This window comes from Pseudomonas sp. 44 R 15 (assembly GCF_900004965.1).
GTDB lineage: Bacteria > Pseudomonadota > Gammaproteobacteria > Pseudomonadales > Pseudomonadaceae > Aquipseudomonas > Aquipseudomonas orientalis_A.
The window spans coordinates 180741-207400 of the sequence record NZ_CVTU01000114.1 but is presented as its reverse complement, the minus strand read 5'-3'; the positions used below and the strand labels follow the sequence as shown (position 1 = coordinate 207400).

Here is a 26660-nt window from a genome sequence, read left to right as displayed (position 1 = left end):
CCTGTGCAGGTTGAACGAAGCGCGAGCACGCAAGAGCAGGCGGCGCTGCACTGAGCGCCGCAGTCTTGATCAGGACGGGGACGGGGATAAGGAGTGGTTTCGCAAGTTATTGTGAGAACACTGTTCCCCGGGTGAGAGACAGTTCCACAGGTTGCGTAGGAGATGTGCCAAACGGCTGTCGGCGGATAGGCTCCCGGGCGTCAGCGCAGGAGCGTTGCGATCAAGAAGGGGGGTTACGTCATGAGATGCAGGTGGTTGTCCCACAACCCTGCCGGCAGGGTCAGCGGGGTCGCCACCGGCTGTTTCTGACGGCAATCGTAGAAGCGGCAGCGCCCCTGGCCCGAGGTCACGACAAAGCCGTCCGCCACCGCACCCACGCCGGCACAGTCCGGCAATGGCCCGTCCAGGCGCAACTCGCCGCTGTCCATGTCCCAGATAAAGAAGCGATTACCGCGTGGCGCCGTCAGCGCTACCAGGCGCAGCTCGCTGTGCACCGCGACGCTGGCGGTGTAGTGCCCCATGGCCTGCCACTGCGCATCATCCACCGGGAACGCCATGAACGGCTGCCCCGGGCGCTTGATCGCGAGTAATTCGGAACGCTCCTGGGACGGTCCCATGAACTGTTGCCCGGTGAGGATGGTGCCATCGCTGGCGATCCCCATATGGCGCACGCTGTTCATCTGCTGGCCCAGGGTTTCCTTGCTGATCAGGCCGCCGTCGCGGTGCATCAGCACCAGGCTCGGCTCCATGGCATTGAGGTTCATCTCCACGCGGCTTTCGGCTTCGGTGCGGATGCCGCCGTTGGCCACCACCAGGGTTTCGCCATCGGGCATCCAGGACACCTGGTGCGGGCCGATGCCGTGGGTGGAGATCTCGCCGCTGTGCACCAGCCGCTCGCCTTCGAACTTGTACACACCCAACAGGCCACGGCCGGGGTCGGAGGTGTCGTTTTCGGTGGCATACAGCCAGTCGCCGCTCTTGTGGATCACCGCGTGGCCATAGAAGTGGCGATTGGCGTTCGAGGTGATGGTTTGCAGCAACGCGCCGTCACGCAGGTCGATAAGGTAGCTCTCGGTACCCGGGCGGCGGGCGACAAACAGCGCAATCGGCAGCGTCGGGTGGTTGATGATGTCGTGGCAGCGCTGGCCGACCTGGGTGGCGAACACCTGCTTGCCGTCCAGGCGATAACCGACGGCGTAGTGCCTGCCGTCCGCATCATCGCGCGCCGACAGCAGCAGCGGGTGCTTGTCCTTGTGCTTGAACAGCGTCCAGCCGCCCAAGGTGAGGGCGCTGAGCAGTACGCTGCCAACCGCCAAAGCCTGTCGCCTGAGCATCATCAGTCACCGTCGTTGGCGTTGAAGCCCAGTTGGATGCCCAGCGCCTTGGCCAGCTCGCCTTCGTGCAGGCGATGGACCACGTTGAGGCTGTCGTAGAGGTCGTTGAGCTGCTGGCGCCCGGCGTCGTCGTTCAACAGTTCGTTGAGGGTGCGCTGGTTGCTGGCGAACAGTTTGAGGGACGCGGCATAGGCGGTGTCGATCTTGTCGGCGAGGGCTTTCTGATCGGCCGGCAACAGCCCGCGCAGGCCTTTGTTGTCGACGCCCACCCAGACGGTCTGGGCCGCCGCGAGGCTGGCTTCCAGGCTCTGCAGGGACGACTGGCTGCGCCATGCATCGGCCTGGAACGGTTGCGGGATGCCCTTGGTCTGGCGGCCCATCGGCGTGCCGAGTTTTTTCTTCAGGGTATCCAGGGCGGTGACTTGCACGCGCAGCAGATCCGCGATGGCTTCGTGGGAATCGGCGTAGCGCTGGTTGGGGAACTTGGTCATCTGCGCAAGCATGCCGTCGGTGCTGTTCCAGCTGGCCAGGATTTCTTCGGCCAGGGCTTTCTGGCGTTCGCCGATGGCCATCAGCAGCGGGCAATAGCGGGCTTTCTGGGCCGGGTCGGCGACGTCGGGCTTGGCGTCGTAGAGGATATATTCATAGGCCGACAGGCCTTGCACCACCACGCTGGATTTGGCGAGGGCGGCCGCATCGATCTGCGGCTGGGCGCTGACCAGTTGCTCGACCTGGCGACCCACCAGGTTCTTCTTGTCCGGCCAGAACTGGATCTGCCAGGCGCGGTTGCCTTCGGCCAGCGGGCCGATCAGCAGCGGTTGCAACTCGGCCCAGGCTTTTTGCGCGTGGAGGAAGTCGGCGCGGGCGGTGTCCAGGCTCTCTTGATCCTGGCAATAGGCCAGGGCGCTGACCGCCAGTTGGCGGTCGGCTTCAACCCAACGGCTGTAAGTCGGCAGGATGACTTGCTTGGCGATGGCTGCCGAGGTTACCGCTTGCGGGTCCTGGGGCGAGCAGGCGCCGAGGGCAAGGGCGGCCAGGCTGGTGAACAACAACTTGGGACGGAACATGTCGAGCTCCCTTCTGTAATTGGGGCAAAGCTTATAGAGAATTCAGGAACGCCAGCAACGCGGCGCGCTGCTCGGCGTTGAATGACAACACATGCTGCTGCGCCGCTTGCGCCTCGCCGCCATGCCAGAGCACGGCTTCAAGCAGGTTGCGGGCGCGGCCGTCATGCAGAAACTGGGTGTGACCACTCACGGTTTGCGTCAGGCCGATGCCCCACAACGGCGGGGTACGCCAGTCGCGGCCACCGGCCTTGAATTCGGTACGGTTATCGGCGAGGCCTTCGCCCATGTCGTGCAGCAGCAAGTCGCTGTAGGGGCGGATCAGCTGATTGGCCAGTTCGGGTTCGGAGGCGTTGGCCGCCGTTGTGAACGTCGGCTTGTGACAGCCCTGGCAGCCGGCCTGGAAGAACAGGTTCTTGCCGGCCAGCACCTGCGGCGCATCGACGTCGCGGCGCAGCGGCACGGCGAGGTTACGCGTATAGAACAGCACCAGGCGCAGAATGTTGTCGCTGACTTCCGGCTCGCCCTCGGGGCCGTTGCCGTTGGGTGCCTGTTTGCAGGCCACCTGGGCGCCGGTGCAGTCATCGAAGGGTCTCAGGGACGTGGTGAGGCCCATATCACCGGAAAATGCGTGAACATTTTGTTGATTGAGGTTGGGTTGCCCGGCTTTCCAGCCAAAGCGCCCTAAAACGGTCTTTTGCTCGGCGTCATCCCACACCTGATTCGCCCGGCCGACGATGGCTTCACGGTCGGCGGTTTTCGGGTTGGTGTTGCGCAGGATGTCGGCGTCGCTGATGGCTTCGAGCAAACCCAGGCCAATCATCGGCGGCGCGATGCGCGCAGAAAAGCGCGTGTCGGGGTGCATCGGGCCGTAGCCAAGCTGGGTGATCTGCAGCTCGGGCTTGCGCAGCTCGACCACCGTGCCGTCCTTGAATCTGACGTTGACCGGTGTGTAATCGACGCGCACCTTGCCCTCCGGCGCCACACCCGGCACGGCCATGTCCTGCAGTTGGCCGCCGTAGACCGGCTCGGGCACCACGCCAAGCTGTTCGATGAGTTTGGCGTAAGGCGCCAGCTCTGTAGCAGGCGGGGAGATGGACAGGCGCACCAGCATCGACACGGCATTGGGCGCATCGGCCAGCGGTGGGTGGCCCCGGCCGTCCTTGATATGACAGTTCTGGCAGGCGTTGGTATTGAACAGCGGGCCCAGGCCGTCACGCGCAGTGGTGGTCGAGGGCGCGATCACCCAAGGGCTGCGAAAGAAACTGTTGCCGACGCTGAAGTCCAGGCGGCGGGTAGGCGCCAGGTTGGCCGAGGGCAGGGAGAACGCGTTCTGGTCGCGCTTGTTCACGGTCGCCGCGCCGCCGGCCCGTGCTTCACCCGGCTCAGCCTGGGTGAACCTTGGGGCGTCGTCGCAGGCAGTCAGGCCCAGGGCCATCAATGCTGCGCACAGGCGTAGTAGCGAACGGAACATCGAGTTTCCTGAACGAAGGCGAAAAATCCGGTGGCAAAGTCTAACAGGGCAGGGCAGTTTGAATAAGAGCAATTATCGTTTGGTGGCGGCCCGATGCATTCCGCTAGAATGACCGTACATTTTTTTCTGGAGGTGGCCAATGCAGGCTCTCGACGCTTTGCTCAACCGTGTTTCCGTGCCGCGTTTGCTGGAACCGGCACCGACCCAGGAGCAGCGCGATGTGCTGTTCGCCGCCGCCATGCGCGCGCCCGACCACGGCCAGTTGCGCCCGTGGCGTTTCCTCACCGTGGAAGGCCCGGCCCGTGAGCGCATGGGCACGTTGCTGGCCGAAGCCGCGCGTTTGCAGGATGCCGACGCCCCGCAAGCCGCCATCGACAAGGCCCAGAACGGCCCGTTGCGGGCGCCGCTGGTGGTGGTGGTGATTGCGCGCCTGCAGGAGCATTTCAAAGTGCCGAAGTCCGAACAATTGCTGGCCGCCGCCTGCGCCGCTCACGGCATTCTGCTGGCGGCGTATGCGCAAGGGATTGGCGCGGTGTGGCGCACCGGTGAGTTGTCCTATTCGGCCCATGTGGCCAAAGGGCTGGGGCTGAGCGCAGATGAAGAAGTGATCGGCTTCCTGTACCTGGGCACGCCGCAAAACCCGCCGCGCACCGCGCCAAAGGAGGATGTGGCGGCGTTCGTCCAGGCCTGGACCGGTCTTTAAGCGGCGCGCGGTCAACATGTGGGAGGGGGCTTGCCCCCGATGCGGTGTGTCAGCCACGCATTTATTGACTGATACACCGCTATCGGGGGCAAGCCCCCTCCCACATTTGACCTGCTCTGTTGTTTAAACCCTGAACTGATCCATCAACTTCATCTGCTGGCTGGCCAGGGCGTTGAGCTGGCTGCTGATGGCCGCCGACTCGGTGGCCTGGCCGGTGAGGGTTTCGGTCACGGTGCGGATCGCCGAGACGTTGCGATTGACCTCTTCGGCCACCGCGCTCTGCTCTTCGGCGGCACTGGCGATCTGCAGGTTCATGTCGCTGATCACGGTCACGGCGTCACTGATCTTGCCCAGTGCCTGCACGGCTTGATGGATCTGCCCGGCATTGCTCTGGGCCTGATGCTGGCTGGAATGCATGGTCGCCACCACGCCGCGGGTGCCGGTCTGAATGCGCTCGATCACCAGGCGAATCTGTTCCACCGAATCCTGGGTACGTTTGGCCAGGTTGCGCACCTCGTCGGCCACGACTGCAAAGCCTCGCCCGCTTTCCCCTGCGCGTGCGGCTTCAATCGCGGCGTTCAAGGCCAGCAGATTGGTCTGCTCGGCAATGCTGCGGATCACTTCCAGCACGGAGCCGATCTGCTCGCTGTTCACCGCCAGGGCTTCCACTTCCGCCACGGCCTTGCTGACTTCTTCGGCGAGGGTGGTGATGTCGTGGGTGCTTTGCTCAATGATCGACGTGCCTTCACGGGCTGCCTGGTCCGCCTCGCGTGCCGCGTTGGCGGCGCTGGATGCGCTGTTGGCCACCTCATGGGCGGTGGCGCTCATTTCATTGGACGCGGTGGCCACCTGATCGATTTCGCGGAACTGCACCTGCATGCCTTCACTGGTCTGACGGGCGATCGCCTAAGACTGATCGGCCGTGACCCGCGCTTCGGTGATGCTTTGCTTGATCTGGGCGATGGTCGGTTGCAGCTTGTCGAGGAAGCGGTTGAACCAACTGACCAGTTCGCCCAGTTCATCTTTCTTCGTGTAGGTCAGGCGCTGTGTCAGGTCGCCGTCACCACTGGCGATGTCCTTGAGCATGGCCGCCACCCCATTGATGGGCCGGGTCACGCCGGTGGCGGTCAGCCAGATCAGCAGCAAACCGAACAGCGCGGCGGCGGCTCCGACGAGCAGGGCCTTGAGGGTGCCGCTGGCCTGGGCCTTGTCGAGAAAGTCCTGCAGCTTGATCGAGTCGGCAAGCAGCACCTTTTTGGGCAGGTCGATGACCACACCCCACGTTGCGGCCTCGGCAATCGGTTTGACCGGGTAGACGGCCCGGATCACATCATCCTGTTGAAGAATCTCACGGCGGCCACTGGCCAACAGTTGCATGACCTCCTTACCCTCGACGCTCAACACATCGCCGATGTTCTAGCCGATCTTGTCCGGCTGGCCGCTGTAGGCTGCCAGCAAGCCGCTGCTGGCGACCATCTGCAGGTGCCCCGCGCCGTCGAACAGCTCGTGCTGGGCGGCGTCGGCCGAGGCTTGCAGGGCGTTGAGCGCAATATCGATACCGACAATGCCGAGCACCTTGCCGTCTATCAGCAAGGGCAGGGAAATGCTGGTCATCAACATGGGTTTGCCCGCCACGTTGTCTTCATACGGGTCCAGCAGGCAGGTGCCTCGTCTTTCCCGCTGGCAGATATCGCCGGCTGTACCGCTGAGGGTGGTAGAGGTCTTGACCAGGTCCGCTTCCGCCATCACCGAGTTCGCGCCTGCACCGCCGGTGCGGGTCCAGTAAATGGAGAAGCGTCCGGCGTCGTTGGACCCGCGGGCGGTGTCGTTGATGAAGTCGCTGTCCTTGCCGTCCAGGGCGTTGGGGTCGAAGGATAGCCACACGCCCAGGACCTTGGTATTGCGTTCGAAGGTGGTCTTGGTGCTCTGGTTGAGCGCTTCGCGCAAGGTCGCTGCGTCGATCGAGTGCCGGGTGCCCATGGTGTGCAGGTCCTTGACCTGGTCGGCGAGGGCGGTGACGGCCATCAGGCTTTCGCTGAAGGTTTTTTGCACGTACGCGGCCTGTTCGGCGGCCTTGGTCTGCAGCAGGTCCTGCACGCTGGCAGTGAGCGTCCGCGAGCTCGACGCGCTGATCAGCTTGTGGTTCTGGTTGGTTTCGTAGAGGTTGATACCGACTATCAGCGCAATTACGCCCAATAGGCAAAGACCGGACAACAGCACGATTTTCAATCGGATGGAGACTGCGTTGAACATGGCGTTTACTCGCGTTTTTACTTATTAGAATGCAAGCGGACAAGCAGAGCCGATTACTCACTCGTATGGCCAAGTCCATTTGACGCTACCTGCACTATCGGCACAGGTGGGGTATTCATGAGATAAATCGAAGAGCGGTGGCGTTTACGGGGGCGTGGAGGCCAAGCGTTCGGGGCGCGACCAGATCCACAGATTGCCCAGGCTCATCCCGGCAATCGCCAGATAGATTGGCCAGCCATGGTCGAGCATCACCAGCATCAGGACGGCGCACAGCAGCATGCTCACGGTGGCGCTGACTTTGGCCCGGCGCGCAATGATCTTGCCATTGCGCCAGTTGAACAGGATCGGTCCGAACAGACGGTGGTTTTCCAGCCAGGCGCTCAGGCGCGGTGAGCTTTTGGTCGCGGCCCAGGCGGCCAGCAGGATGAATTCGGTGGTGGGCAAACCCGGTATGACAATCGCCACCAGGCCGATCCCCAGGCTGACGTAGGCCAGCAGGCCGTAGAGTATCTGCGCGATCCTGGAGGTGGATTGGGTTTTGCCGGTCATAGGTAGGGTTATCACAGAAAAACAATGTGAAATGCGTTCCAACTGTGGGAGGGGGCTTGCCCCCTCCCACAGTTGATTGCACTTCAATCAGTAGGTCAGGCCAGTTCAGGGGCCGTAGCGTACGCCTGTTCCAGCAATACGGTGAAGCGTACAAACGCATCGATGGCGCCTTTTTCTACCGCGGCTTCTTCTTCGGCGCTGAACTGCAGGCCGTCGAGGATGCGAGTAAAGCGTTTCCAGCCCTCGGCGCGACCGCCCGCCGGTTCGCCCAGGTGGCGGGCGCCGAAGGTCTCGCTCAGGCCCAGGCCCACGGCCCGTTTGATCAGGAACGCGGCGCCCAGTTTGGAGCCCTCGGAGACGAACAGCCAGCCCAGGGCTTGGGCCTTGCCCGGGTTGCTCACGGCACCGGCAACCGGCGCCGGTACGTCGGTGTCGAGGTCGCCCAGATCAAGCCTGGCCGCTTCGGCGCGGCAGCGCTCGGCCAGGTCCGGGATGATCCGGTTCAATTCGGCATCGTTGTACAGCGCGACCAGCTCCGATTGGAACAGGTACTGCGCCACCACGAAGCGGGCAAAGTTGGCCTGGGTCTCAAACGGGGCGTGCGCCTTGACCAGTGCGTCGAGCTTGGCGTGCGGCTCATGGGTGATCTGGTTCAGGCGCTGGGAGCGCAGGGCTGGACGTTCTGCGGTAGGAGATGCGGTCATGAAAAAATCCTTGAGGGGGGTAGCGCCTTGTGGCTCTAAAGAGAGCGGTTATCAACTAGACGAACAGGGAGACGCGGCACAGTAAAAAATCCTCACCTCGCCGCACGATCATTGCGGCGAGGTGCGGCAGGTTTCGTCAGATGTCCCAGATCAGGTTGATCGCAAAGTTGCGTCCCGGCTGGGTCAGCCGATCAAGGTTGGCCGGGCCGGTCACTGCGGCTTCGCCGACGCTGTCGTAGCTGCGCACGTCATCCCAGTTCCAGTACTTCTTGTCGGTGAGGTTGTAGATGCCGCCGTTGACGGTCACGTCGTTGGTGACCTTGTAGTAGGCGGTCAGATCAAGAATGCCGAAGCCCGGCGTCTTGAACGGGCCGCTGGTGTCACCGTCGGGGGCGTGGAAGGTGCTGCTGTCGACACGATCCTGTTTCTTGACCAGGGTCCAGCTCACCAGGCCGCCGTAGTTGTCCTGGTCGTAGCCCAGGCCGAAGACGCCCTTGAGCGGGTTGACGCTGTTGAGCGGCTCGCCGTTGTCGTTGTTGCGGCCATGGGCGTAGGAGATCGCGCCTTGGGTGTACAGGCCTTGCGGCGCGCCGAATGCATCCAGGTTCAGGCGGCCCTTGGCTTCGGCGCCCTTGACGGTGGCGCGTTTGATATTCACGGCCTTGAACTGTTCGACGGTACCGCCGAACACTGCGTTGTCTTCGTCGATGAAGTCGCGGTACTTGTTGTAGAACACGGCGATCTCGAACGAGCCTTCGTCGAACTTGCCGCGCAGCCCGGTCTCGATGCCCTTGCTGGTTTCCGGCTTGAGGTCGGGGTTGGGCTGCACGGTGTAGCCCAGGTTGAGGTTTTCGAAGCGGCCATACAGCGCTTTGGCGGACGGGGTGCGGAAACCCTCGGCGTACTGGCCGAACCAGGTGTATTGATCGGTCAGGGCATAGGTCAGGCCGAACTTGGGCGTGACGCGGTGCCAGGTTTTGTCCTTGCCGTCGACCGTGTCCGCTCCGGTGGGGTTCACGGTGCTGAGGAATTCCTCGGTCAGCTTGGGTTTGAGCCGGGTGTAGTCGTAGCGCACGGCGGGCAGGAAGGTCCACTTGTCCCAGGTGATCTGGTCCTGGGCGAACAGCGAATAGGTGTTGATGGTCGGGTCGGGGAAGTCGCTGGCTTTCTTCACGCTGTCGCTGGCCGAAGGACTCGGCGCGCCGATGGCGGTGCAGCCGCTGCCGACCGCCAGGCAGGTGGCGCCGCCTTCACGGGAGCCTGTGACTTTCTGCTGCTTGAGGGTGGTGCCGTAGGTCACCTGGTGATCGGTGTCGCCGAGGCTGAAGGCCTTGTCCAGCTGTGCATCGAAGACCCACTGCTTTTCTTCGTACAGCGTGTCGCGGGTGCGCAAGACACGGCGGCCGGACTGATAGATTTCGGCGGTCGTCTGGTCGGTCTTGGCGATCTGGTAATTGAGGCTGGTCTTGATGCGGTCGGCGACCGGCGACTCAAGGGCAAAGCTGTTTTCCAGGCCGAAGCGTTCGCGGGTAATGGTGTCGTTGCCGCGACGGTCACGGTACAGATTGAAACCACGGCCACCAATGAACGGGCCGCCTACCGCATTCTTGAGGTTGACGTCGCGATCATCCTTGTATTTTTCGTAGGTCAGGCCCAGGCGGTTGTCGTCGCCATAATTCCAGCCCAGTTTGGCCAGCACGTTGGTGGTGCGCGCGTCTTCCGGGTTGGCGCCGGTGCGGGCGAGGCCGGTGGCGTTGTTGCCATCATAGGATTCGGTTTCGTGGCCGTTGCGCTGGCTCAGGTGCAGCAAACCGTCGACATCCTGCACGCGGCCGGCGACGGTGGCGGAGGTCAGCAAGCTTTCGTCGGCGGAGCTGTAGCCGGTTTTCAGGCGCGCGCCGACGTCCTGGCCGGGCTTGATGATGTCATCCGGGTCGAGGGTGAAATAACTCACTGCGCCACCGATGGCGCTGCTGCCGTACAGGGCCGACGCCGGGCCGCGCAGGATCTCCACGCGCTTGACGATTTCCGGGTCGACGTAGTTGCGCCGGGTCTTGGCGTAAGGGCCGTTGAAGAAGCTGTCCGGCACTTCCACGCCATCGACCTGGGTCAGAATGCGGTCGCCGTCGATACCGCGAATGTTATAGCCCGCGTTGCCCGAGCGGGTGCCGGCGCCGCCCACGGACACGCCCGGTTCGTAGCGCACCAGCTCCCGGCTGTTGTTGACGTTCTGGCGGTCCAGTTCCTGGCGATCGTGCACGCTGACCATGCTCGGTACGCTGTCGACAGCCTGCTCGGTACGGGTGGCGCTGATGGTCACTTGCTGCAGGTTGAGGGCGCTGCCGGCGGCGCGTTTTTCCAGGACGATGTTGTTGTTGCCCAGTTTGCGGTAGCTCAGGTTGGTCCCCACCAACAGCCGCTCCAGCGCTTTCTCCGGCGACAACGCACCGCGCACGCCCGGGGACGACACACCCTGGCCCAACTCGGCCGGTAGGCCCACTTGCCAACCGGTCACGCCGGTAAACGCGTTCAGCGCCGCCACCAGCGGCTGCTGTTCGATGCTGAAGTGGTAGTTGCCGTGGCTGCGCGGCGCAGGTTCGGCGGCAGTGGCGGCCATTGCCGGCACGCCGGCCATCAGGATGGCGGCGGTCAGCAAGGACAGAACGGGGGAACAAGACCGGCGGTTGAAACGAGAGGACATCGAGAGCGCTCCGCAAATACGAATCTTATAGTTGCGAACAGAAACCAAATAGGAATCAGTTGCATTGGCTATAACGAGACGTATCGCCGGTTAACATCGAGTAAAAATATTTCTCATTCAGTTCAAAATCACCAGCGCCGGGTATTCCGACAGCTTGGCCGAGGTGATGTGGGCCAGGGAACGCACCACGTCCAACGGTTGGTCAAGGCGATAGTTTCCGGTGACGGCGACGCTGGCGAGCTTGTCGTTGGTGTTGACGATCCAGCCCGGGTAATAGCGGCGCAACTCCGCCAGCACTTCGCTCATCGGGCAGTTTTCGAACACCAGTCGGCCCTGGACCCAGGCCAGGTCCTTGCCGGCGTCCAGCTTGGCCGGCTGACTAAAGCCCTTGGGGCCGACGCGAATGCTTTGGCCGGCACTCAGGCGCACCCGGGCGTCGTCGAAGGTATTGCTCAGGTCGACATCACCGCGTTGCACTTGCACCTGGGCTTCGCCGTCCAGATAGCGCACGGCAAAGGCGGTGTCGCGTACGCTGGCGCGCACCGGGCCGGCGTCGATTTCCAGCGGCAGGCCACGGGCGGGGGCGATGTCGAAAAACGCTTCACCCTGGTAGAGGCGGGCGATGCGCTGGTGATCCTGGATGCGACTGGAAAACGCCGAATTGGTGTTCAGCAGTACGTTGGAGCCGTCATCCAGCTGCAGACGCTGACGCTCACCGACCACGGTGAGGTGGTCGGCCTGCAGGCGTACCGGCAGGTTGCTGAAGCTGAACAGGCCGAGCAGCAGCACGGCAGCGGTGGCCAGGGGTTTCCAATGCGGTTTGATCCGGCGCCAGGCGCTTGGTCTGCGCGGCGCGGCCAACGCCACGGCGGCGCTGTGCACCGGCGCGCCACCCCAGGCGGACTGGGCCTTGCTGAACGCATGGGCATGCGCCGCGTCCTGCGCCAGCCAGGCCTGGAAAGCGGCTTGCTGGCCGGGTTGCGGGCACTGCAAGGCGATCAGCCAATCGAGCGCTTGGTCCATGGCCGTGTCTTGCAGCACCTCATGAGCCAGCTCATGGGGGCGCAGTTTATTCGGGTCCGTCACGGTGTTCCTCGGGTCTTCGCCACGTTTTATTCGTTATTTCCTACAGCCTGGATCGATACCTCTGTCGGATGAAGCTTAAGGCTGATCCAACCGTTCGGCCACACCTACACAGATGGCCATGATCAATTTCAGTTCCTTTTGCACGGTGCTCAAGGACACCTGCAACTGATCGGCAATTTCCTGGTAGCTGCAACCGTGCAGGCGGCTGAGGATGAAGATGCGTTGCTGGCGCGCGCTCAACTGGCCCAGGCTGACGCTCAGGTGCTCAAGCAATTGCTCGGCCTGGGTGGCGTCTTCGGGCGTGCTGATGGGGGCGGCGACGCTTTGCAGGATATCCAGCGGGACATCTTCCTGCAGCGTGCGGGCCTGGATCCTGCGCGAACGCAGATGATCCAGCGCCAGGTTGCGCGCGGTCTGGTAGACGAAGGGTTCAAGGTGGTCGATCGGCCGTTCACTCAAGGCCCGAGTCACGCGCAGGTAGGTTTCCTGCAACAGGTCCTCGGCGGTGCTGTGGTTATTCACCATGCGCTGCAGCGTGCGCAGCAGGATCACCCGTTGGGCGAGAAAGACGTGGTTGAAGCGAGATTGGCTCACAGTGATACCAGACTGACATGCAGTGAATGATAATGCTTATCATCAACTGAAATGGCAAGTGGCACTTTGCGCTTGATCGTTCCCACGCTCTGCGTGGGAATTCATCCTGTGACGCTCCGCGTCACGACCTCCATAGCGGGACGCGGAGCGTCCGGGGCGGCATTCCCACGCGGAGCGTGGGAACGAGCAGGCACAAGCGAGATCCCAGAGGGATTATTCGGCGTTACACAGCGCCAGGCAGTTATCCAGCATCCGGTTGGAGAAGCCCCATTCGTTGTCGTACCACGCCAGCACCTTGAGCAGCTTGCCGCTGACCTTGGTGTGGTTGGCATCGAAGATCGACGACAGCGGGTTATGGTTGAAGTCACTGGAAACCAGCGGCAGTGTGTTGTAGCCGAGGATCTTCGAGTGCTGGCTGGCCTGTTTCAACAGCGCGTTGACTTCGTCGGCCGTGGCTTCTTTTTTCAGCTGTACGGTGAGGTCCACCAGCGACACGTTGATCACCGGCACGCGCACGGCCATGCCGGTCAGCTTGCCCGCCAGTTCCGGCAATACCAGGCCGACGGCTTCGGCGGCGCCGGTCTTGCTCGGGATCATGTTCTGGGTGGCCGAACGCGCGCGGTACGGGTCGGTGTGGTAGACATCGGTCAGGTTCTGGTCGTTGGTGTAGGCGTGAATGGTGGTCATCAAGCCGCTTTCGATGCCCAGCTCGCGGTGCAGCACCTGGGCGACCGGTGCCAGGCAGTTGGTGGTGCACGAAGCGTTGGAGATGATCTGGTGCGATTGACGCAGAATGTCATGGTTTACGCCATAGACCACGGTCGCGTCCGCGCCCTTGGCCGGTGCGGAGATGATCACCTTGCGCGCGCCGGCGCTGATATGGGCGGCAGCCTTGTCACGGTCGGTGAACAGGCCGGTGCATTCGAACACCACGTCGATCTTGTGCGCGGCCCACGGCAGGTCGGCCGGGTTGCGAATGGCACTCACGGCAATCCGGTCACCGTTGACGGTCAGGCCTTCCTGATCGTGGGTGACCTCTGCGTCGAATGTGCCATGTACGGTGTCGTATTTGAGCAGGTGGGCGTTGATCGAACTGTCGCCCAGGTCGTTGATGGCGACGATCTGCAAATCCTGGCGATAGCCTTGGGTATACAGTGCGCGCAGGACATTACGGCCGATACGGCCAAAACCATTGATTGCGATACGTAGAGTCATTGGAAAAGTGCCTGTCGTCGATTTGTTGTAAGAATTACAAGATTATTCGCATAAAAATAGAAAACAAGCCTTTTTAGTGGCAATATTTTGTTCAATCTACAACGAGTGACCTGAATCAACTGGTCCGATGATCCAAACGACCCCCTGCCATCCCATGAGCCGTGGGCGTTTGATCAGCATAGACTCTCAGGTCGCCACATCCGTTAGCCTGGAGTTCTATACATGCATCCCCGCGTTCTTGAGGTCACCGAACGGCTTATCGCCCGCAGCCGCGCCACCCGCCAGGCCTACCTTGCGCTCATTCGCGGCGCCGCCAGCGACGGTCCGATGCGCGGCAAGCTGCAATGCGCCAACTTTGCCCATGGCGTGGCCGGTTGCGGCACCGAGGACAAAAACAGCCTGCGCATGATGAATGCCGCCAACGTGGCAATTGTTTCTTCATATAACGACATGCTCTCGGCGCATCAGCCGTACGAACATTTCCCCGAACAGATCAAAAAAGCCCTGCGCGAAGTCGGCTCGGTCGGCCAGTTCGCCGGCGGCACGCCCGCCATGTGCGACGGCGTCACCCAGGGCGAGCCGGGCATGGAGCTGAGCCTGCTCAGCCGTGAAGTCATCGCCATGTCCACGGCGGTAGCGCTGTCCCATAACATGTTCGATGCCGCGCTGATGCTGGGCATCTGCGACAAGATCGTCCCCGGCCTGATGATGGGCGCGCTGCGCTACGGTCACCTGCCGATGATCTTCGTGCCCGGCGGGCCGATGCCGTCGGGTATCTCCAACAAGCAGAAGGCCGATGTGCGTCAGCGCTACGCCGAAGGCAAGGCCAGCCGCGAAGAGCTGCTGGAGTCGGAGATGAAGTCCTACCACAGCCCCGGCACCTGCACCTTCTACGGCACCGCCAACACCAACCAACTGTTGATGGAAGTCATGGGCCTGCACCTGCCGGGCGCCTCGTTCGTCAACCCGTACACGCCGCTGCGTGATGCATTGACCCGCGAGGCCGCGCACCAGGTCACGCGCCTGACCAAGGCCAACGGCAACTTCACACCGATCGGCGAGATCGTCGACGAAAAATCCATCGTCAACTCCATCGTCGCCCTCAACGCCACGGGCGGGTCCACCAACCACACCCTGCACATGCCGGCCATCGCCATGTCGGCGGGCATCATCCTGACCTGGCAGGACATGGCCGACCTCTCCGAGGTGGTGCCGACCCTGTCCCACGTGTATCCGAACGGCAAGGCTGACATCAACCACTTCCAGGCGGCGGGCGGCATGTCGTTCCTGATCCGTGAACTGCTCGAAGCCGGCCTGCTCCACGAAGACGTCAACACCGTGGCGGGCAAGGGCTTGAGCCGTTACACCCAGGAGCCGTTCCTGGTCGACGGCGAACTGATCTGGCGCGACGGCCCCATCGAAAGCCTCGACGAAACCATCCTGCGCCCCGTGGCCCGTGCGTTTTCGCCCGAAGGCGGCTTGCGTGTGATGGAAGGCAACCTTGGCCGTGGGGTGATGAAAGTGTCTGCGGTCGCACCGGAGCATCAGGTGGTCGAAGCCCCGGCGGTGGTGTTCCAGGATCAACAGGACCTGGCCGATGCCTTCAAGGCGGGCCAACTGGAAAAAGACTTCGTTGCGGTGATGCGCTTCCAGGGCCCGCGCTCCAACGGCATGCCCGAATTGCACAAGATGACCCCGTTCCTCGGCGTGTTGCAGGACCGTGGTTTCAAAGTGGCGTTGGTAACAGACGGGCGTATGTCCGGCGCCTCGGGTAAGATTCCCGCCGCGATCCACGTCAACCCCGAAGCCCAGAGCGGCGGGCCGCTGGCGCGGGTCCAGGATGGCGATATCATTCGCGTCGATGGCGTCACCGGCACCCTGGAGCTTAAGGTGGACGCCGACGTATTTGCAGCGCGTACGCCTGCCACTGGCCTGTTGGGCAATAACGTGGGCGCCGGTCGCGAGTTGTTTGCATTCATGCGCTTGGCCGCAAGCTCCGCAGAGCAGGGCGCCAGCGCCTTTACCTCTGCCTTGGAGACGCTTAAGTGAAGTTAGCGCTGGTCGGTGATATCGGGGGTACCAACGCCCGTTTTGCGTTGTGGCGGGATCAGGCATTGCATTCGATTCGTGTGCATGCAACGGCGGACTACGCCAGCCCTGAAGACGCGATCAGGTTCTATCTGGCGGAAGAAGGCTTGAATATCGGCGATATCGGCGCAGTTTGCCTGTCGGTGGCCGGGCCGGTGAGCGGCGATGAATTCAAGTTCACCAACAATCACTGGCGCCTGAGCAAGACCGCGTTTTGCCAGGCGTTGCAGGTGGATGAATTGCTGCTGGTCAATGACTTCTCGGCCATGGCCCTGGGCATGACCCGCCTGCAGCCCGACGAATTCCGCGTGGTGTGCGAAGGCACCCCGGAGCCGTTGCGCCCGGCGGTGGTGATCGGCCCGGGCACCGGCCTGGGCGTCGGCACCCTGCTGGACCTTGGCGCAGGGCGCTTTGCGGCATTGCCGGGGGAGGGCGGCCATGTCGACCTGCCCCTGAGCAGTGCGCGCGAAACCCAGTTGTGGCAGCACATCCACAGCGAGATCGGCCATGTCAGCGCCGAAACCGCCTTGAGCGGCGGCGGTTTGCCGCGCCTGTACCGGGCGATCTGTGCGGTGGACGGGCACACACCGGTGCTGGACACACCCGAAGCCATCACGGCGGCGGGCCTGGCTGGCGATCCGGTGGCGATGGAAGTCCTGGACCAATTCAGCATCTGGCTGGGCCGGGTGGCGGGCAACAACGTGCTCACCACCGGCGGGCGTGGTGGCGTGTACATCGTGGGCGGGGTGATACCGAGGTTTGCCGACTTCTTTATCAACAGCGGTTTTGCCAGGAGCTTCGCCGATAAAGGCTGCATGAGCGACTACTTCAAGGGCATTCCGGTATGGTTGGTGACGGCACCGTATTCCGGGTTGACCGGGGCGGGTGTGGCGCTTGAGCAGGCATTTGCTTAGGCTGTGATGGCCTATCGAGGGCAAGCCCCCTCCCACATTTGAAGGTATTCACAAATCGATAGGTGGGAGGGGGCCTGCCCCCGATGAGGCCCTCAAGAACACCCCATAACAAGGAGGACCCCGTGAGCGCAATCAGTAAATCCATTCTCCTCGTCGACGACGACCAGGAAATCCGCGAATTGCTGCAGACCTACCTCAGTCGCGCCGGCTTCCAGGTCCGTGGCGTGGCCGATGGCGCGGGGTTTCGCCAGGCGATGAGCGAGGCGCCGTGCGACCTGGTGATCCTCGATGTGATGTTGCCGGATGAAGACGGTTTCAGCCTCTGCCGCTGGGTTCGTCAGCACCCGCGCCAGGCGCAGGTGCCGATCATCATGCTCACCGCCAGTTCCGACGAAGCTGACCGCGTGATCGGCCTGGAGCTGGGCGCCGATGACTATATCGGCAAGCCGTTCAGCCCCCGCGAGTTGCAGGCGCGGATCAAGGCGCTGCTGCGTCGCTGCCAGTTCGGCCAGGAGCGCAGCAGCGGTGGCGAAGTGCTGGTGTTCGACGAATGGCGCCTCGATACGGTCAGCCACCGCCTGTTTCACGTGGACGGCGAAGAGGTGATCCTCTCCGGCGCCGACTTTGCCTTGCTCAAGCTGTTTCTCGACCACCCGCAACAGATCCTCGACCGCGACACCATCGGCAACGCTACCCGTGGCCGCGACCTGATGCCGTTGGACCGTATCGTCGACATGGCCGTCAGCCGCCTGCGCCAACGCCTGCGCGATACCGAGAAACCTCCGCGGCTGATCCGCACCGTGCGCGGCAGCGGCTATCAACTGGCAGCCAGCGTGGTTGCCGGCAATGCCCACTGAACACCTGAGCGAACGCCGCCGCCGTTTTCCCGTGCCGCGCTCGCTGCTGGGGCGCATGTTGCTGCTGACCTTGCTCGCCGTGTTGTTCGCCCAGGCGCTGTCCAGCGTGATCTGGGTCTCGCAGCTGCGCGCCACGCAGTTGGAAGGCCTGGTCACCAGCGCCCGTAGCCTGGCGCATTCGATGACCGCCAGCGTGAGTTACTTCCGTTCATTGCCGGTGGCCTATCGCCCGCTGGTGCTCGACCAGTTGCGCAGCATGGGCGGCACGCGTTTTGTGGTGACCCTCAATGATCGTCCGCTGGACATGCAGGTATTGCCCGAAACCCCGCGCAAGCAGGCGGTGCTGGTGGCTGTGGACGACGTGTTGCGCCAGACCCTCGGCGCCGATGTGCATATCTCGGTGGAGTTCGTCAGCGCCGAAGACCTGCGCATCTTCAATGCCGGCCTCAAACTCGACGAACTGCCGCGCTCCTGGGCCCACTACGCGCTGACCCTGGAGCCGGTCAACCCGCCGGTGCTGGTCACCCAGATTCAGCTGGCGCAGGGTGAATGGCTGTACATCGCCTCGCTGTTGCCCGAACCCTACACCAGCCTTGAAGAGCAGGGCCTGCCCGCCCAGCAGGTGTGGTTTATCGTGTTGACCAGCGGCTTCCTGCTGCTGTTTATCGGCCTGCTGGTGCATTGGCAAAGCCGACCGCTCAAGCGCCTGGCGCGGGCGGCGCGGGACATGTCCCTGGGCGCGGACGTGGAGCCGGTGGCCGAAGGCGGCGGCAGTGAAGTGGTGGAAGTGGGGCGTGCGTTCAATGCCATGCGTGAGCGCATCAGCCGCTACCTGACCGAGCGCAGCCAGTTGTTCAGCGCAATCTCCCACGACCTGCGCACCCCCATCACGCGCCTGCGCCTGCGCGTGGAACTGCTCGACGATGAGAACCTGCAGACCAAGTTCGGGCGTGACCTGGATGAGCTGGAATTGCTGGTCAAGGGCGCGCTGCAATGCGTGAAAGACACCGATATCCACGAGAACATCCAGCCGGTGGACCTCAACCACGTCCTCGAATGCCTGGTGGAGCCCTACCTTGCGCCCAATGGCAACGGGCGAGTGACCCAGCATGGGCAGGCCCTGGCCACCTACCCGGGCAAGCCGCTGGCGCTCAAGCGCTGTATCGGCAACCTGATCGACAATGCGCTGAAATACGGACAAAACGCCCATTTGCACATCGAGGACGATGGCGCCGAGTTCATCCTGCACGTGGACGACGAAGGCCCCGGCGTGCCGGAACAGCGCCTGGAACAAGTGTTCGAGCCCCACTTTCGCCTGGCCGGGCAGCAGCAGGGCTATGGGCTGGGGTTGGGCATTGCGCGCAATATTGCCCACAGCCATGGGGGCGAAGTGAGTTTGCAGAACCTGCGCGAAGGCGGCCTGCGCGTCACTCTGAAGCTACCCCGCGGATTAGACTGACTGCGCCCGGACCCAATGTGGGAGGGGGCTTGCCCCCGATTGCGGTGGGTCAGTTGCAAATGAGCTGACTGATACACCGCTATCGGGGGCAAGCCCCCTCCCACATTAGGTCCGCGCGCGGTCAGATGCTTTGGCGCAGTCTGGCCAGATCCCGCAAGGGCGGCGCACCAAACAACCGGCTGTACTCCCGGCTGAACTGCGACGGGCTTTCATACCCCACTCGATACCCCGCCGCCGACGCCTCCAGCCCTTCGGCAATCATCAGTCGCCGAGCTTCCTGCAGGCGCAGCTGTTTCTGGTATTGCAGCGGGCTCATGGCGGTGATCGCCTTGAAACGGTGGTGCAGGGTCGAGACGCTCAGGTTCACTTCCCGGGCCAGGTCATCGATGCGCAGCGGCTGTTCGTAGTTGCCGTTCAACCACTTGATCGCCTGGCTCACCCGGTGGCTCTGGCTGTTGGCGACGGCAATTTCATACAGGCGATAGCCCTGGGGCCCACGTAACAAACGGTAGAGAATTTCGCGGTTGATCAGCGGCGCAAGCATCGCGATATCTTTGGGCGTGTCCAGCAGGCGGGTCAGGCGCAGCACGGCGTCGAGCAGTTGATTGTCGATGCGGTCGACGTACATGCCACGGGACGTAGGACGCGACGGCACGCCCATCGGCCCGGCTTCGGCAATCAATGCGGTGAGCTGGGCCGGGTCGATATTGATGCGCACCGACAGGTTGGGGTCTTCCGGCGTGGCCTCGATAATCCGCCCGGCCACCGGCATGGCCACCGAGAACACCAGATAGTTGAGCGGGTCATAGGCGAAGATTTCGTCGGCCAGGCGCACTTCCTTGCTGCCACTGGCGAGGATGCACAGTGCCGGCTCCACCAGCACCGGCATGAAGTCGCGCGGCGTGTTGTGGCGGTTCAGGTACAGCGAGGTGATCGCCGTGCCGTAGGAACCGTCTTCCCAGGTATGGCGGTGCACGATGCTGGCCAGTTCGGCACGCTGCTTTTCCATCTCGGCATCGAGGGGAGTGGGCTTGAGGTCGGGCGACGGCATGAGACGTCCTCTACACGCGAATTTGATGGGGCTCAGCTTAGCGGTGGGTTTTCAAAAGTGTTACGTCGATTCTGCACAATCCTTGCCTGATCCTGCGGCCTTTCGTGAATCAGGCAAGCAAAGCGCCTGTCATGTCCCTGAAACAAGCCGCTCGGGCGTGGAATAAAACGGCTGCGCAAACGTCCTGCCTACGCTTCTCGCAGGATTGTGCAATAAGCCTGCAGGAATTGACTAACCGCGCCCAACCCTGCGCCGCTATCTTTGATCCTGTGGCAACACGCCCTCACAGTGCTTGCCGAGCATCACTTCTCAACGGGAGAGTCGAACATGTCCACCCCCATTCCCGCGAGCCATATGGCCTTTATCCGTGCCCGTAACGGGTGCAGCACCGAGCTGGGTGCACGCTTGAGCAGTTTGATCGAACCGGGCCGACAAGCTCAGGGTTGCCTGCAATTTTCGTTGCAGCATTCCCAGGTCGACCCCGATGTGTGGTTGGTCACAGGTTTATGGAGCAGCGAGCAGGCGATGAGCGCCTACTTCAATTCCCCGGCCCTGATGATCTTCACCGAGTTGTTGAACGACATGGTCGTGCGCAGCATGGACTTCCAGACCTTCACCGACGCATCCGCCGTCAACGCCTACGGCGAGTACCTGCAACTGGCCGGTTAGGGGTTAGAATGGCCGACTTTTCATTGGCCAGGAACTGCAACATGGCACGTAAACAGTTTGCCCACCACGAAGCCGTTTCCGCCGTCGTACCGGGAGAGAGTGGCTACAGCGCCGCCGTTGCCGTCAAGGCACTCGATGGCATGGGCGCTCCGAGGTTTCACAAGATCCTGGACGGTCAGACCTTCAAGACCGCGTCCGATGCCGATGATGCGGCGGCGGTGGAGCTTGAGCGCCTGGTCGATGTGGATGCGGAAGGCCAGCTGATTTGGGACTAAATGTGGGAGGGGGCTTGCCCCCGATAGCGGTTTGTCAGCCAGCAAATGTGCAGCTGATACCTAGTCATCGGGGGCAAGCCCCCTCCCACAGTTTGACTGCATTTCAGTCAGGGTTTTGTGGCGCCTGGCCGGTACATTTTGAAGAGCGCTTCAGGGCCTAACTGGAAATAATCCGCCGGGCCGCCACCGCGCAGAATCGGCTCGGCGGCCGCCGTGTCGTAGATCCCATCCTTGAGCAGCCATTTGGCGATGTGCACCGCGACCACTTCGCCCAGCACCAGCCAGCTGGGGACCAATTGCTGGTCGGCGCGTTGCAGCTGGATAATCTGCGTCACCTTGCATTCGAACGACACCGGACTTTCGCCCACCCGCGGTACGCCGACGACTTTCGAAGCCACCGGCGTCAGGCCGGCCAGTTCGAATTCATCCACGTCCGACGCAACGGCCGCGCAACTCTGGTTCATCTGCTCGGCCAGCGGGCGGGTCGCCAGGTTCCACACAAACTCGCCGGTCTGCTCGATATTGTTCAGGCTGTCTTTACGCCCGACGCTGGAAAACCCAATGATCGGCGGGATGTAGTTGAACGCGTTGAAGAAACTGTAAGGCGCCAGGTTCAGGCGACCTTCGCGGTCGTGTGACGAGATCCAGCCGATCGGACGTGGGCCGACGATGGCGTTGAACGGATCATGGGGCAGGCCGTGGCCGTTGGCGGGTTCGTAGAAATGGATATCGTCGGACATAACCTGTCTGCTCTCAATTCTGGAGCCCACATCATACCCAATGTGGGAGGGGGCTTGCCCCCGATAGCGGTGGGTCAGTCTATACATTACTGACTGACCCACCGCTATCGGGAGCAAGCCCCCTCCCACAGGTTTTATCTCATCATGCAGTTAGTCGGTGGTGATCCGCGAATGCTTGCGGGTGTCTTTCATGGTCACATAGACCAGCAACGACACCGCGATACACGCGGTCACGTACCAGTAGTAGCCGGTCTCCATGCCGATGCTCTTGAACCACAAGGCGATGTATTCAGCGGTACCGCCGAAGATTGACACGGTCAGGGCATACGGCAGGCCCACACCGAGGGCGCGGATTTCGGTCGGGAACAGCTCGGCCTTGACCACCGCATTGATCGAGGTATAGCCGCTGACGATGATCAGCGCGGCCATGATCAGGAAGAACGCGCCCCACCAGGTCTGGATGGTGTGCAGGGTGGTGAGGATAGGCACGGTGAACAGGGTGCCGAGGACGCCGAAGGCGATCAGGATCGGGCGCCGGCCAATCTTGTCCGACAGCCCGCCCACCAGGGGTTGCAGGCACATGAACAGAAACAGCGTCGCCGCCGAAATGGTGGTGGAGTCGGAGATGCTCATGCCGACAGTGTTCACCAGGTATTTCTGCATGTAGGTGGTGTAGGTGTAGAACGCCAGGGTGCCGCCCATGGTCAGGCCGACCACGGTGAGCAGTTCCTTGGGGTGGCGCATCAAGGTGCGCATGGCGCTTTCCTTGGCTTTTTCCTTCTTGGTGAACGACTCGGTCTCTTCCATGCCGCGACGCAGGTACAGCGCGACCACTGCGCACAGGGCGCCGATGGCGAACGGAATGCGCCAGCCCCAGGCATACAGCTGTTCGGTGGTCAGGGTTTGCTGCAGCACGATCAGCACACCCAGCGCGATGAGCTGGCCGGAGATCAGGGTCACGTACTGGAAGCTGGAATAGAAACCGCGGCGTTCCCGGGTCGCCATCTCGCTGAGGTACGTGGCAGAGGTGCCGTACTCGCCACCTACCGACAACCCCTGCAGCAAGCGGGCGAATACCAGCAGGATGGGTGCGCCGATACCGATGAGTTCATAGCTTGGGCTCAGGGCAATCAGCAGCGAGCCGAAACACATCAGGTAGACCGAGGCCATCAAGGCTTTTTTACGCCCGACTTTGTCGGCGTAAAGGCCCATCAGCCAGCCGCCGATAGGGCGCATCAGAAAGCCCACGGCGAAGATCGCGGCGGTGTTGAGCAATTGGGCGGTGGTGTCGCCTTTGGGGAAGAAGGTCTTGGCGAAGTACAGCGAGAAGGCGGCATAGACGTACCAGTCATACCACTCGACCATGTTGCCCACGGAGCCGCTGAAGATTGATTTGATCCGGCTGGAGGTCGTGCGTTCTTTCGCCGGCGCAGTTGCCGACCCCAGAGGCAAGGTATTGGAGTTATCCATTGAAGGATCCTTCATCTAGTTTTTTTTATGAAGCGTGCTTGAGCACTGCCTGGCTTGGGCTATAGCAGAAGCTGTGCCAGGTGGATGAAGGCCCGGGATAGAAGGGTTGCGAGGTTTTTTTGAGCGGAAAGTCGCTGATGGTTTTGGGGTGATGAGCGGAAATCCGCTTATGGCTGCGGGCGCAATCGGGGGCAAGCCCCCTCCCACACTTGGATGTGTTCACAAATCAAAATGTGGGAGGGGGCTTGCCCCCGATTGCGATCGGAAGGCTGCTAAAGAAACATCTCCCTTACCAATCCATGCCGCTGCATCTTTTCATTGAAGGTGCGGCGCGGCAGTTGCAGCTCAGCCAGCACCGCCTTGATATCGCCTTTATGCCGGGCCAGCGCAGCTTTCAGGCAATGCGCCTCGAAGGCTTCCTGTTGCGCCGCCAACGATTGCCCGGCCTCGACACCTTCAGGTTCCGGCTCTCCAAGCCCCAGCACCTGGCGCTCGGCAACGTTCGCCAGTTCACGTACGTTGCCCGGCCAGTCATGGCTGAGCAGGCGTCCCAACTGCGGCCCGCTCAAGGGCTCGACCTGGCGGCCCAAGCGCTCGGCAGCGCTTTGCGCAAAATGTTCATACAGCAACGGGATGTCTTCGCGCCGCTCGCGCAGCGCCGGCAGGCGCAGTTGCGCGACGTTCAGGCGATACGCCAGGTCTTCGCGAAAACGCCCGGCACGGGCCTCTTCCAGCAGGTCCGGCTTGGTGGCGGCAATGATGCGCAAATCCACCTGGATGCTTTGATTGGAGCCCAACCGCTCCAGCTTCTGCTCCTGCAGTACCCGCAACAATTTCACCTGTTGGGCCAGAGGCATGCTTTCGATTTCATCGAGGAACAGCGTGCCGCCGTGGGCATACTCCAGCTTGCCGATACGCTTGCCCTGGGCGCCGGTGAACGCGCCGCTTTCATGGCCGAACAACTCGGCCTCGAACAGTTGCTCGGGAATGGCCGCGCAATTGAGCGCGACAAACGGCTTCTTCGCCCGTGGGCCGAAATCATGCAGGCAGCGGGCGACCAATTCCTTGCCGCTGCCGGTCTCGCCACGGATCAACACATTGACCGGCAGCGTGGCCAGGTCCAGCACCTGACGGCGCAGGTTCTGCAGACTGCGGGACACCCCCAGCAGGCTGGATTCGAGCTGGGCGCGGTGGTCGGCCTGCTGATGCAGGCGGCGGTTTTCCAGGACCAGGCCGCGTTTGTCGAGTGCTCGACGCAGGCTATTGAGCAGGGTATCCGGGCTGAAGGGTTTTTCCAGGAAGTCGTAGGCACCGTCGCGCATGGCGTCGACGGCCATGGGGACATCGCCATGGCCGGTGAGCAGGATGACCGGCAGGTCGGCATCGCGCCGCTGTACTTCAGCCAGCAACTCCAGGCCGCTGAGACCGGGCATGCGCACATCGCTCAGGATCACGCCGGGGAAGTCCCTGGGCAACTGCGCCAGGCATTCTTCGGCACGGCTGAACAACTGCACCTCGAAACCCGACAGGCTCAACCATTGTTCGACGGCCGTACGAATGCTGGCTTCGTCATCAACCACAATCACCGCGTTCAACATAGATCGGGCGTCTCCAGGGCGACAGGCAAGGTCAAGGTAAACACTGCGCCGTCGCCCCGGTTGCCGGCGATCAGGCGTCCGCCCAGTTCGTGCACGATAGCGTAGGACACCGCCAACCCCAAGCCGAGCCCGTCGCCCACTGGTTTGGTGGTGAAGAAGGGGTCGAAGACGTTGTTCAAGTGCTCTTCGGCAATCCCGCCACCGCTGTCGCTGACGCTTAACTGCCAGAGCTGCTGGTCGGCGTGCAAACGAATCTCCAGACGTTTGCGCGGTTTGTCGGCCATGGCATCCAAGGCGTTGCGCAGCAGGTTGATCAACACCTGTTCGAGGCGAATCGCGTCGCCGCGTACCCAGGCAGGGCGGGTCAGGTCCAGCGCTACGCCGATATGTTCATCGCGCAGGCGCGCGTCGAGCAGGTGCAGGGACTGGTCGACCACGGTGGCCAGGTCCAGGCGTTCGCGCAGGCCGCTGGGGCTTTTGCGGGCGAAGGTCTTGAGGTGGCCCGTCAGCGCCGCCATGCGCGTGAGCATGTCATCCAGCGGTGTGAGTGCCTTATAGGCATCGTCCACGCGGCCGTGGTCGAGCAACAGCCGCAGCGTCGCCAATTGCATGCGTTGCGCGGTCAGCGGTTGGTTGATTTCGTGGGCAAGGGCGGCGGACATCTGCCCCAGCGCCGCCAGTTTGGCCGACTGCACCAGGCCATCCTGGGCGGTGCGCAGGGCCTGGGTGCGCTCCTCGACCAATTGCTCAAGCTCTTCGCGGCTGCGTTGACGCAGGCGCGCCAGGCGCCAACGCTGGCTCAGGAACAGCACAAGAAACACCAGGGCCAGCCACGAACCGGCGGCGGCAAGGCCGGCGTTGCGCTGGTCTTCCAGCGGGAACTGGGGTTTGCGCAGCAGGTGCAGGGTCCAGCCTTCGGCTTTGAGCGGTAGCGACTCCCAGATGTAGTTGGCACTGCCGTCGGGGCTGTTGACGCGCATCAAGTGGCTGTTGTCGTCGAAGCGTTGCAGGGTGCGGGCCTCCAGCGGCTGCAATTGCTTCTTGTCGTATTGACGGGTGGCCTTGAGTTCAGCCAAGTCGCTCTCTGACAACGGCCGCAGGTTGCGATAGCGCCAGCCCGGTTGGTTGGCGATAAACACAATGCCGCGTGCATCGCTGACCAGCAGCAAGTCATTGCCCTGGGCCCATTCGCGTTCCAGTTCGGGAAACTCCAGCTTGACCACCATGGCGCCAAGGAACTGCTCGTGCTCATCGACCACCGCGCTGGAAAGGAAGTAGCCCGGGATGCCGGTGGTCACCCCCACGGCATAAAAGCGCCCGGTGCCCTGGCTCAGGGTCTGGCTGAAATAAGGCCGAAATGCGTAGTTGTGTCCCACATAACTGCTGGGCAGCTTCCAGTTGCTGGCGGCCACGGCCAGGCCGGTGCGGTCCATCAATTCCAGGGTGGACGACTGCGCGGCGCTGTTGATGCGTTCCAGTTTGCGGTTGAGCAGGTCCTGGGTGTCGACAGTCAGCGGGCCTTTCAAGGCGTTGATCATCTCCGAGTCCAGGGCCAGCACGGCGGGCAGGGCGCGGTAGCGTTCGATCAGGGTGTGCAGCGAGTTGGCATACAGCGCGAGCTGCTGGTTGGCGCGAGCGGCATCGTCCACCAGGGCCTGGCGTTCGGCATGGCGCGTGGCCAGGGCGGCAGCCAGCACGGCACCGGCGATGATCAGCAGGGAATAGAACGTCAGGCGCAGGGGGCGAGGGATCGCGATCATACGATGATGAACAGGCCGGTAAGGGGCGAGCACCATACCATGAGCCATTGGGTAGTGCAGTGAGGGGGGCTTGTGTGGGAGGGAGCAAGCCCCCTCCCACAT

24 protein-coding genes are annotated in these 26660 nt (G+C 62.6%); 7 read left to right on the top strand and 17 right to left on the bottom strand.

Going from position 1 to position 26660, the window contains the following annotated elements:
- Positions 1 to 233: 233 nt before the first annotated feature.
- From BFP93_RS23485 to BFP93_RS23475, 3 genes are read right to left on the bottom strand one after another with little or no spacing between them, the layout of a single operon-like run.
- Complete coding sequence (locus BFP93_RS23485) at positions 234 to 1334, bottom strand: DUF1513 domain-containing protein (protein WP_065895113.1); 1101 nt, start codon at positions 1332 to 1334, stop codon at positions 234 to 236.
- Between the two features lie 2 nt (positions 1335 to 1336).
- Positions 1337 to 2401 (bottom strand): imelysin family protein, encoded by a 1065-nt coding sequence (locus BFP93_RS23480; protein ID WP_065895112.1) that lies wholly within the window; start codon positions 2399 to 2401, stop codon positions 1337 to 1339.
- A gap of 31 nt (positions 2402 to 2432) precedes the next feature.
- Positions 2433 to 3872, bottom strand: coding sequence for a di-heme oxidoreductase family protein (locus tag BFP93_RS23475; protein WP_065895111.1), 1440 nt, complete (start codon positions 3870 to 3872; stop codon positions 2433 to 2435).
- A gap of 139 nt (positions 3873 to 4011) precedes the next feature.
- Between BFP93_RS23475 and BFP93_RS23470 the strand changes: the two genes are divergently transcribed.
- On the top strand, positions 4012 to 4575 hold the full coding sequence (locus BFP93_RS23470) for an NAD(P)H nitroreductase (RefSeq protein ID WP_065887556.1): 564 nt from the start codon (positions 4012 to 4014) through the stop codon (positions 4573 to 4575).
- 123 nt (positions 4576 to 4698) lie between these two features.
- On the opposite strand, the gene BFP93_RS29770 is transcribed toward BFP93_RS23470, so the two are convergent.
- The 9 genes from BFP93_RS29770 to gap all read right to left on the bottom strand — a co-directional run bounded on the left by BFP93_RS29770 (position 4699) and on the right by gap (position 13677).
- Entirely contained in the window at positions 4699 to 5403 is a 705-nt protein-coding gene (locus BFP93_RS29770; RefSeq protein ID WP_370737813.1) for a methyl-accepting chemotaxis protein, read from the bottom strand.
- A 78-nt stretch (positions 5404 to 5481) separates the two neighbouring features.
- The gene (locus tag BFP93_RS29765) at positions 5482 to 5952 is read right to left on the bottom strand and encodes a HAMP domain-containing protein (protein WP_370737811.1); all 471 of its coding nucleotides are present in this window, start codon (positions 5950 to 5952) and stop codon (positions 5482 to 5484) included.
- Between the two features lie 39 nt (positions 5953 to 5991).
- Positions 5992 to 6828 (bottom strand): cache domain-containing protein, encoded by an 837-nt coding sequence (locus BFP93_RS29760; RefSeq protein WP_370737810.1) that lies wholly within the window; start codon positions 6826 to 6828, stop codon positions 5992 to 5994.
- A gap of 144 nt (positions 6829 to 6972) precedes the next feature.
- Entirely contained in the window at positions 6973 to 7377 is a 405-nt protein-coding gene (locus BFP93_RS23460; protein ID WP_065895110.1) for a YbaN family protein, read from the bottom strand.
- 95 nt (positions 7378 to 7472) lie between these two features.
- Positions 7473 to 8081, bottom strand: coding sequence for a biliverdin-producing heme oxygenase (locus BFP93_RS23455; RefSeq protein WP_065895109.1), 609 nt, complete (start codon positions 8079 to 8081; stop codon positions 7473 to 7475).
- Positions 8082 to 8217: 136 nt separating this feature from the next.
- Positions 8218 to 10782 carry a TonB-dependent receptor gene (locus BFP93_RS23450; protein ID WP_065895108.1) on the bottom strand — a complete coding sequence of 855 codons (2565 nt, stop codon included), beginning with the start codon at positions 10780 to 10782 and terminating at the stop codon, positions 8218 to 8220.
- Between the two features lie 117 nt (positions 10783 to 10899).
- Positions 10900 to 11868, bottom strand: coding sequence for a FecR family protein (locus BFP93_RS23445; RefSeq protein ID WP_065895107.1), 969 nt, complete (start codon positions 11866 to 11868; stop codon positions 10900 to 10902).
- A 75-nt stretch (positions 11869 to 11943) separates the two neighbouring features.
- Positions 11944 to 12462 carry an RNA polymerase sigma factor gene (locus BFP93_RS23440; RefSeq protein ID WP_065895106.1) on the bottom strand — a complete coding sequence of 173 codons (519 nt, stop codon included), beginning with the start codon at positions 12460 to 12462 and terminating at the stop codon, positions 11944 to 11946.
- Between the two features lie 213 nt (positions 12463 to 12675).
- Positions 12676 to 13677, bottom strand: coding sequence for a type I glyceraldehyde-3-phosphate dehydrogenase (gene gap / locus BFP93_RS23435; RefSeq protein ID WP_057723881.1), 1002 nt, complete (start codon positions 13675 to 13677; stop codon positions 12676 to 12678).
- A gap of 222 nt (positions 13678 to 13899) precedes the next feature.
- On the opposite strand from gap, the gene edd reads away from it, so the two are divergent.
- The 4 genes from edd (at position 13900) to BFP93_RS23415 (ending at position 18995) form a co-directional block, all read left to right on the top strand.
- Positions 13900 to 15726 (top strand): phosphogluconate dehydratase, encoded by a 1827-nt coding sequence (gene edd / locus BFP93_RS23430; RefSeq protein ID WP_065887564.1) that lies wholly within the window; start codon positions 13900 to 13902, stop codon positions 15724 to 15726.
- Complete coding sequence (locus BFP93_RS23425; RefSeq protein WP_065887565.1) at positions 15723 to 16679, top strand: glucokinase; 957 nt, start codon at positions 15723 to 15725, stop codon at positions 16677 to 16679. The genes edd and BFP93_RS23425 overlap by 4 nt, the downstream gene beginning before the upstream one ends.
- A gap of 122 nt (positions 16680 to 16801) precedes the next feature.
- Complete coding sequence (locus tag BFP93_RS23420) at positions 16802 to 17536, top strand: response regulator (protein WP_065895105.1); 735 nt, start codon at positions 16802 to 16804, stop codon at positions 17534 to 17536.
- Positions 17526 to 18995: an ATP-binding protein gene (locus BFP93_RS23415; RefSeq protein ID WP_065895104.1), complete on the top strand. Its 1470-nt coding sequence runs from the start codon at positions 17526 to 17528 to the stop codon at positions 18993 to 18995. The genes BFP93_RS23420 and BFP93_RS23415 overlap by 11 nt, the downstream gene beginning before the upstream one ends.
- 121 nt (positions 18996 to 19116) lie before the next feature.
- On the opposite strand, the gene BFP93_RS23410 is transcribed toward BFP93_RS23415, so the two are convergent.
- A complete protein-coding gene (locus BFP93_RS23410) occupies positions 19117 to 20046 on the bottom strand; it encodes an AraC family transcriptional regulator (RefSeq protein WP_065895103.1) in 930 nt (309 codons plus the stop codon).
- A gap of 327 nt (positions 20047 to 20373) precedes the next feature.
- On the opposite strand from BFP93_RS23410, the gene BFP93_RS23405 reads away from it, so the two are divergent.
- Entirely contained in the window at positions 20374 to 20715 is a 342-nt protein-coding gene (locus BFP93_RS23405; RefSeq protein ID WP_065887569.1) for a putative quinol monooxygenase, read from the top strand.
- A 41-nt stretch (positions 20716 to 20756) separates the two neighbouring features.
- Positions 20757 to 20990 (top strand): hypothetical protein, encoded by a 234-nt coding sequence (locus tag BFP93_RS23400; RefSeq protein ID WP_065895102.1) that lies wholly within the window; start codon positions 20757 to 20759, stop codon positions 20988 to 20990.
- A 107-nt stretch (positions 20991 to 21097) separates the two neighbouring features.
- Here BFP93_RS23400 and BFP93_RS23395 read toward each other — a convergent pair whose 3' ends face one another.
- From BFP93_RS23395 to BFP93_RS23380, 4 genes are all read right to left on the bottom strand, one after another.
- Positions 21098 to 21730 carry a flavin reductase family protein gene (locus tag BFP93_RS23395; RefSeq protein ID WP_065895101.1) on the bottom strand — a complete coding sequence of 211 codons (633 nt, stop codon included), beginning with the start codon at positions 21728 to 21730 and terminating at the stop codon, positions 21098 to 21100.
- 150 nt (positions 21731 to 21880) lie between these two features.
- Positions 21881 to 23200, bottom strand: a complete 1320-nt coding sequence (locus tag BFP93_RS23390) for an MFS transporter (RefSeq protein WP_065895100.1) — start codon at positions 23198 to 23200, stop codon at positions 21881 to 21883.
- A gap of 272 nt (positions 23201 to 23472) precedes the next feature.
- Entirely contained in the window at positions 23473 to 24798 is a 1326-nt protein-coding gene (locus tag BFP93_RS23385) for a sigma-54-dependent transcriptional regulator (protein WP_065895099.1), read from the bottom strand.
- Positions 24792 to 26558: an ATP-binding protein gene (locus tag BFP93_RS23380; RefSeq protein ID WP_065895098.1), complete on the bottom strand. Its 1767-nt coding sequence runs from the start codon at positions 26556 to 26558 to the stop codon at positions 24792 to 24794. The genes BFP93_RS23385 and BFP93_RS23380 overlap by 7 nt, the downstream gene beginning before the upstream one ends.
- Positions 26559 to 26660 lie beyond the last annotated feature (102 nt).

Bases quoted from the DNA above. Each gene is read 5' to 3' on its own strand.
- BFP93_RS23485 (WP_065895113.1), bottom strand. From the start codon at position 1,334: ATGCTCAGGCGACAGGCTTTGGCGGTTGGCAGCGTACTGCTCAGCGCC.
- BFP93_RS23480 (WP_065895112.1), bottom strand. From the start codon at position 2,401: ATGTTCCGTCCCAAGTTGTTGTTCACCAGCCTGGCCGCCCTTGCCCTC.
- BFP93_RS23475 (WP_065895111.1), bottom strand. From the start codon at position 3,872: ATGTTCCGTTCGCTACTACGCCTGTGCGCAGCATTGATGGCCCTGGGC.
- BFP93_RS23470 (WP_065887556.1), top strand. From the start codon at position 4,012: ATGCAGGCTCTCGACGCTTTGCTCAACCGTGTTTCCGTGCCGCGTTTG.
- BFP93_RS29770 (WP_370737813.1), bottom strand. From the start codon at position 5,403: ATGAGCGCCACCGCCCATGAGGTGGCCAACAGCGCATCCAGCGCCGCC.
- BFP93_RS29765 (WP_370737811.1), bottom strand. From the start codon at position 5,952: ATGCAACTGTTGGCCAGTGGCCGCCGTGAGATTCTTCAACAGGATGAT.
- BFP93_RS29760 (WP_370737810.1), bottom strand. From the start codon at position 6,828: ATGTTCAACGCAGTCTCCATCCGATTGAAAATCGTGCTGTTGTCCGGT.
- BFP93_RS23460 (WP_065895110.1), bottom strand. From the start codon at position 7,377: ATGACCGGCAAAACCCAATCCACCTCCAGGATCGCGCAGATACTCTAC.
- BFP93_RS23455 (WP_065895109.1), bottom strand. From the start codon at position 8,081: ATGACCGCATCTCCTACCGCAGAACGTCCAGCCCTGCGCTCCCAGCGC.
- BFP93_RS23450 (WP_065895108.1), bottom strand. From the start codon at position 10,782: ATGTCCTCTCGTTTCAACCGCCGGTCTTGTTCCCCCGTTCTGTCCTTG.
- gap (WP_057723881.1), bottom strand. From the start codon at position 13,677: ATGACTCTACGTATCGCAATCAATGGTTTTGGCCGTATCGGCCGTAAT.
- edd (WP_065887564.1), top strand. From the start codon at position 13,900: ATGCATCCCCGCGTTCTTGAGGTCACCGAACGGCTTATCGCCCGCAGC.
- BFP93_RS23415 (WP_065895104.1), top strand. From the start codon at position 17,526: ATGCCCACTGAACACCTGAGCGAACGCCGCCGCCGTTTTCCCGTGCCG.
- BFP93_RS23410 (WP_065895103.1), bottom strand. From the start codon at position 20,046: ATGCCGTCGCCCGACCTCAAGCCCACTCCCCTCGATGCCGAGATGGAA.
- BFP93_RS23405 (WP_065887569.1), top strand. From the start codon at position 20,374: ATGTCCACCCCCATTCCCGCGAGCCATATGGCCTTTATCCGTGCCCGT.
- BFP93_RS23400 (WP_065895102.1), top strand. From the start codon at position 20,757: ATGGCACGTAAACAGTTTGCCCACCACGAAGCCGTTTCCGCCGTCGTA.
- BFP93_RS23395 (WP_065895101.1), bottom strand. From the start codon at position 21,730: ATGTCCGACGATATCCATTTCTACGAACCCGCCAACGGCCACGGCCTG.
- BFP93_RS23390 (WP_065895100.1), bottom strand. From the start codon at position 23,200: ATGGATAACTCCAATACCTTGCCTCTGGGGTCGGCAACTGCGCCGGCG.
- BFP93_RS23385 (WP_065895099.1), bottom strand. From the start codon at position 24,798: ATGTTGAACGCGGTGATTGTGGTTGATGACGAAGCCAGCATTCGTACG.
- BFP93_RS23380 (WP_065895098.1), bottom strand. From the start codon at position 26,558: ATGATCGCGATCCCTCGCCCCCTGCGCCTGACGTTCTATTCCCTGCTG.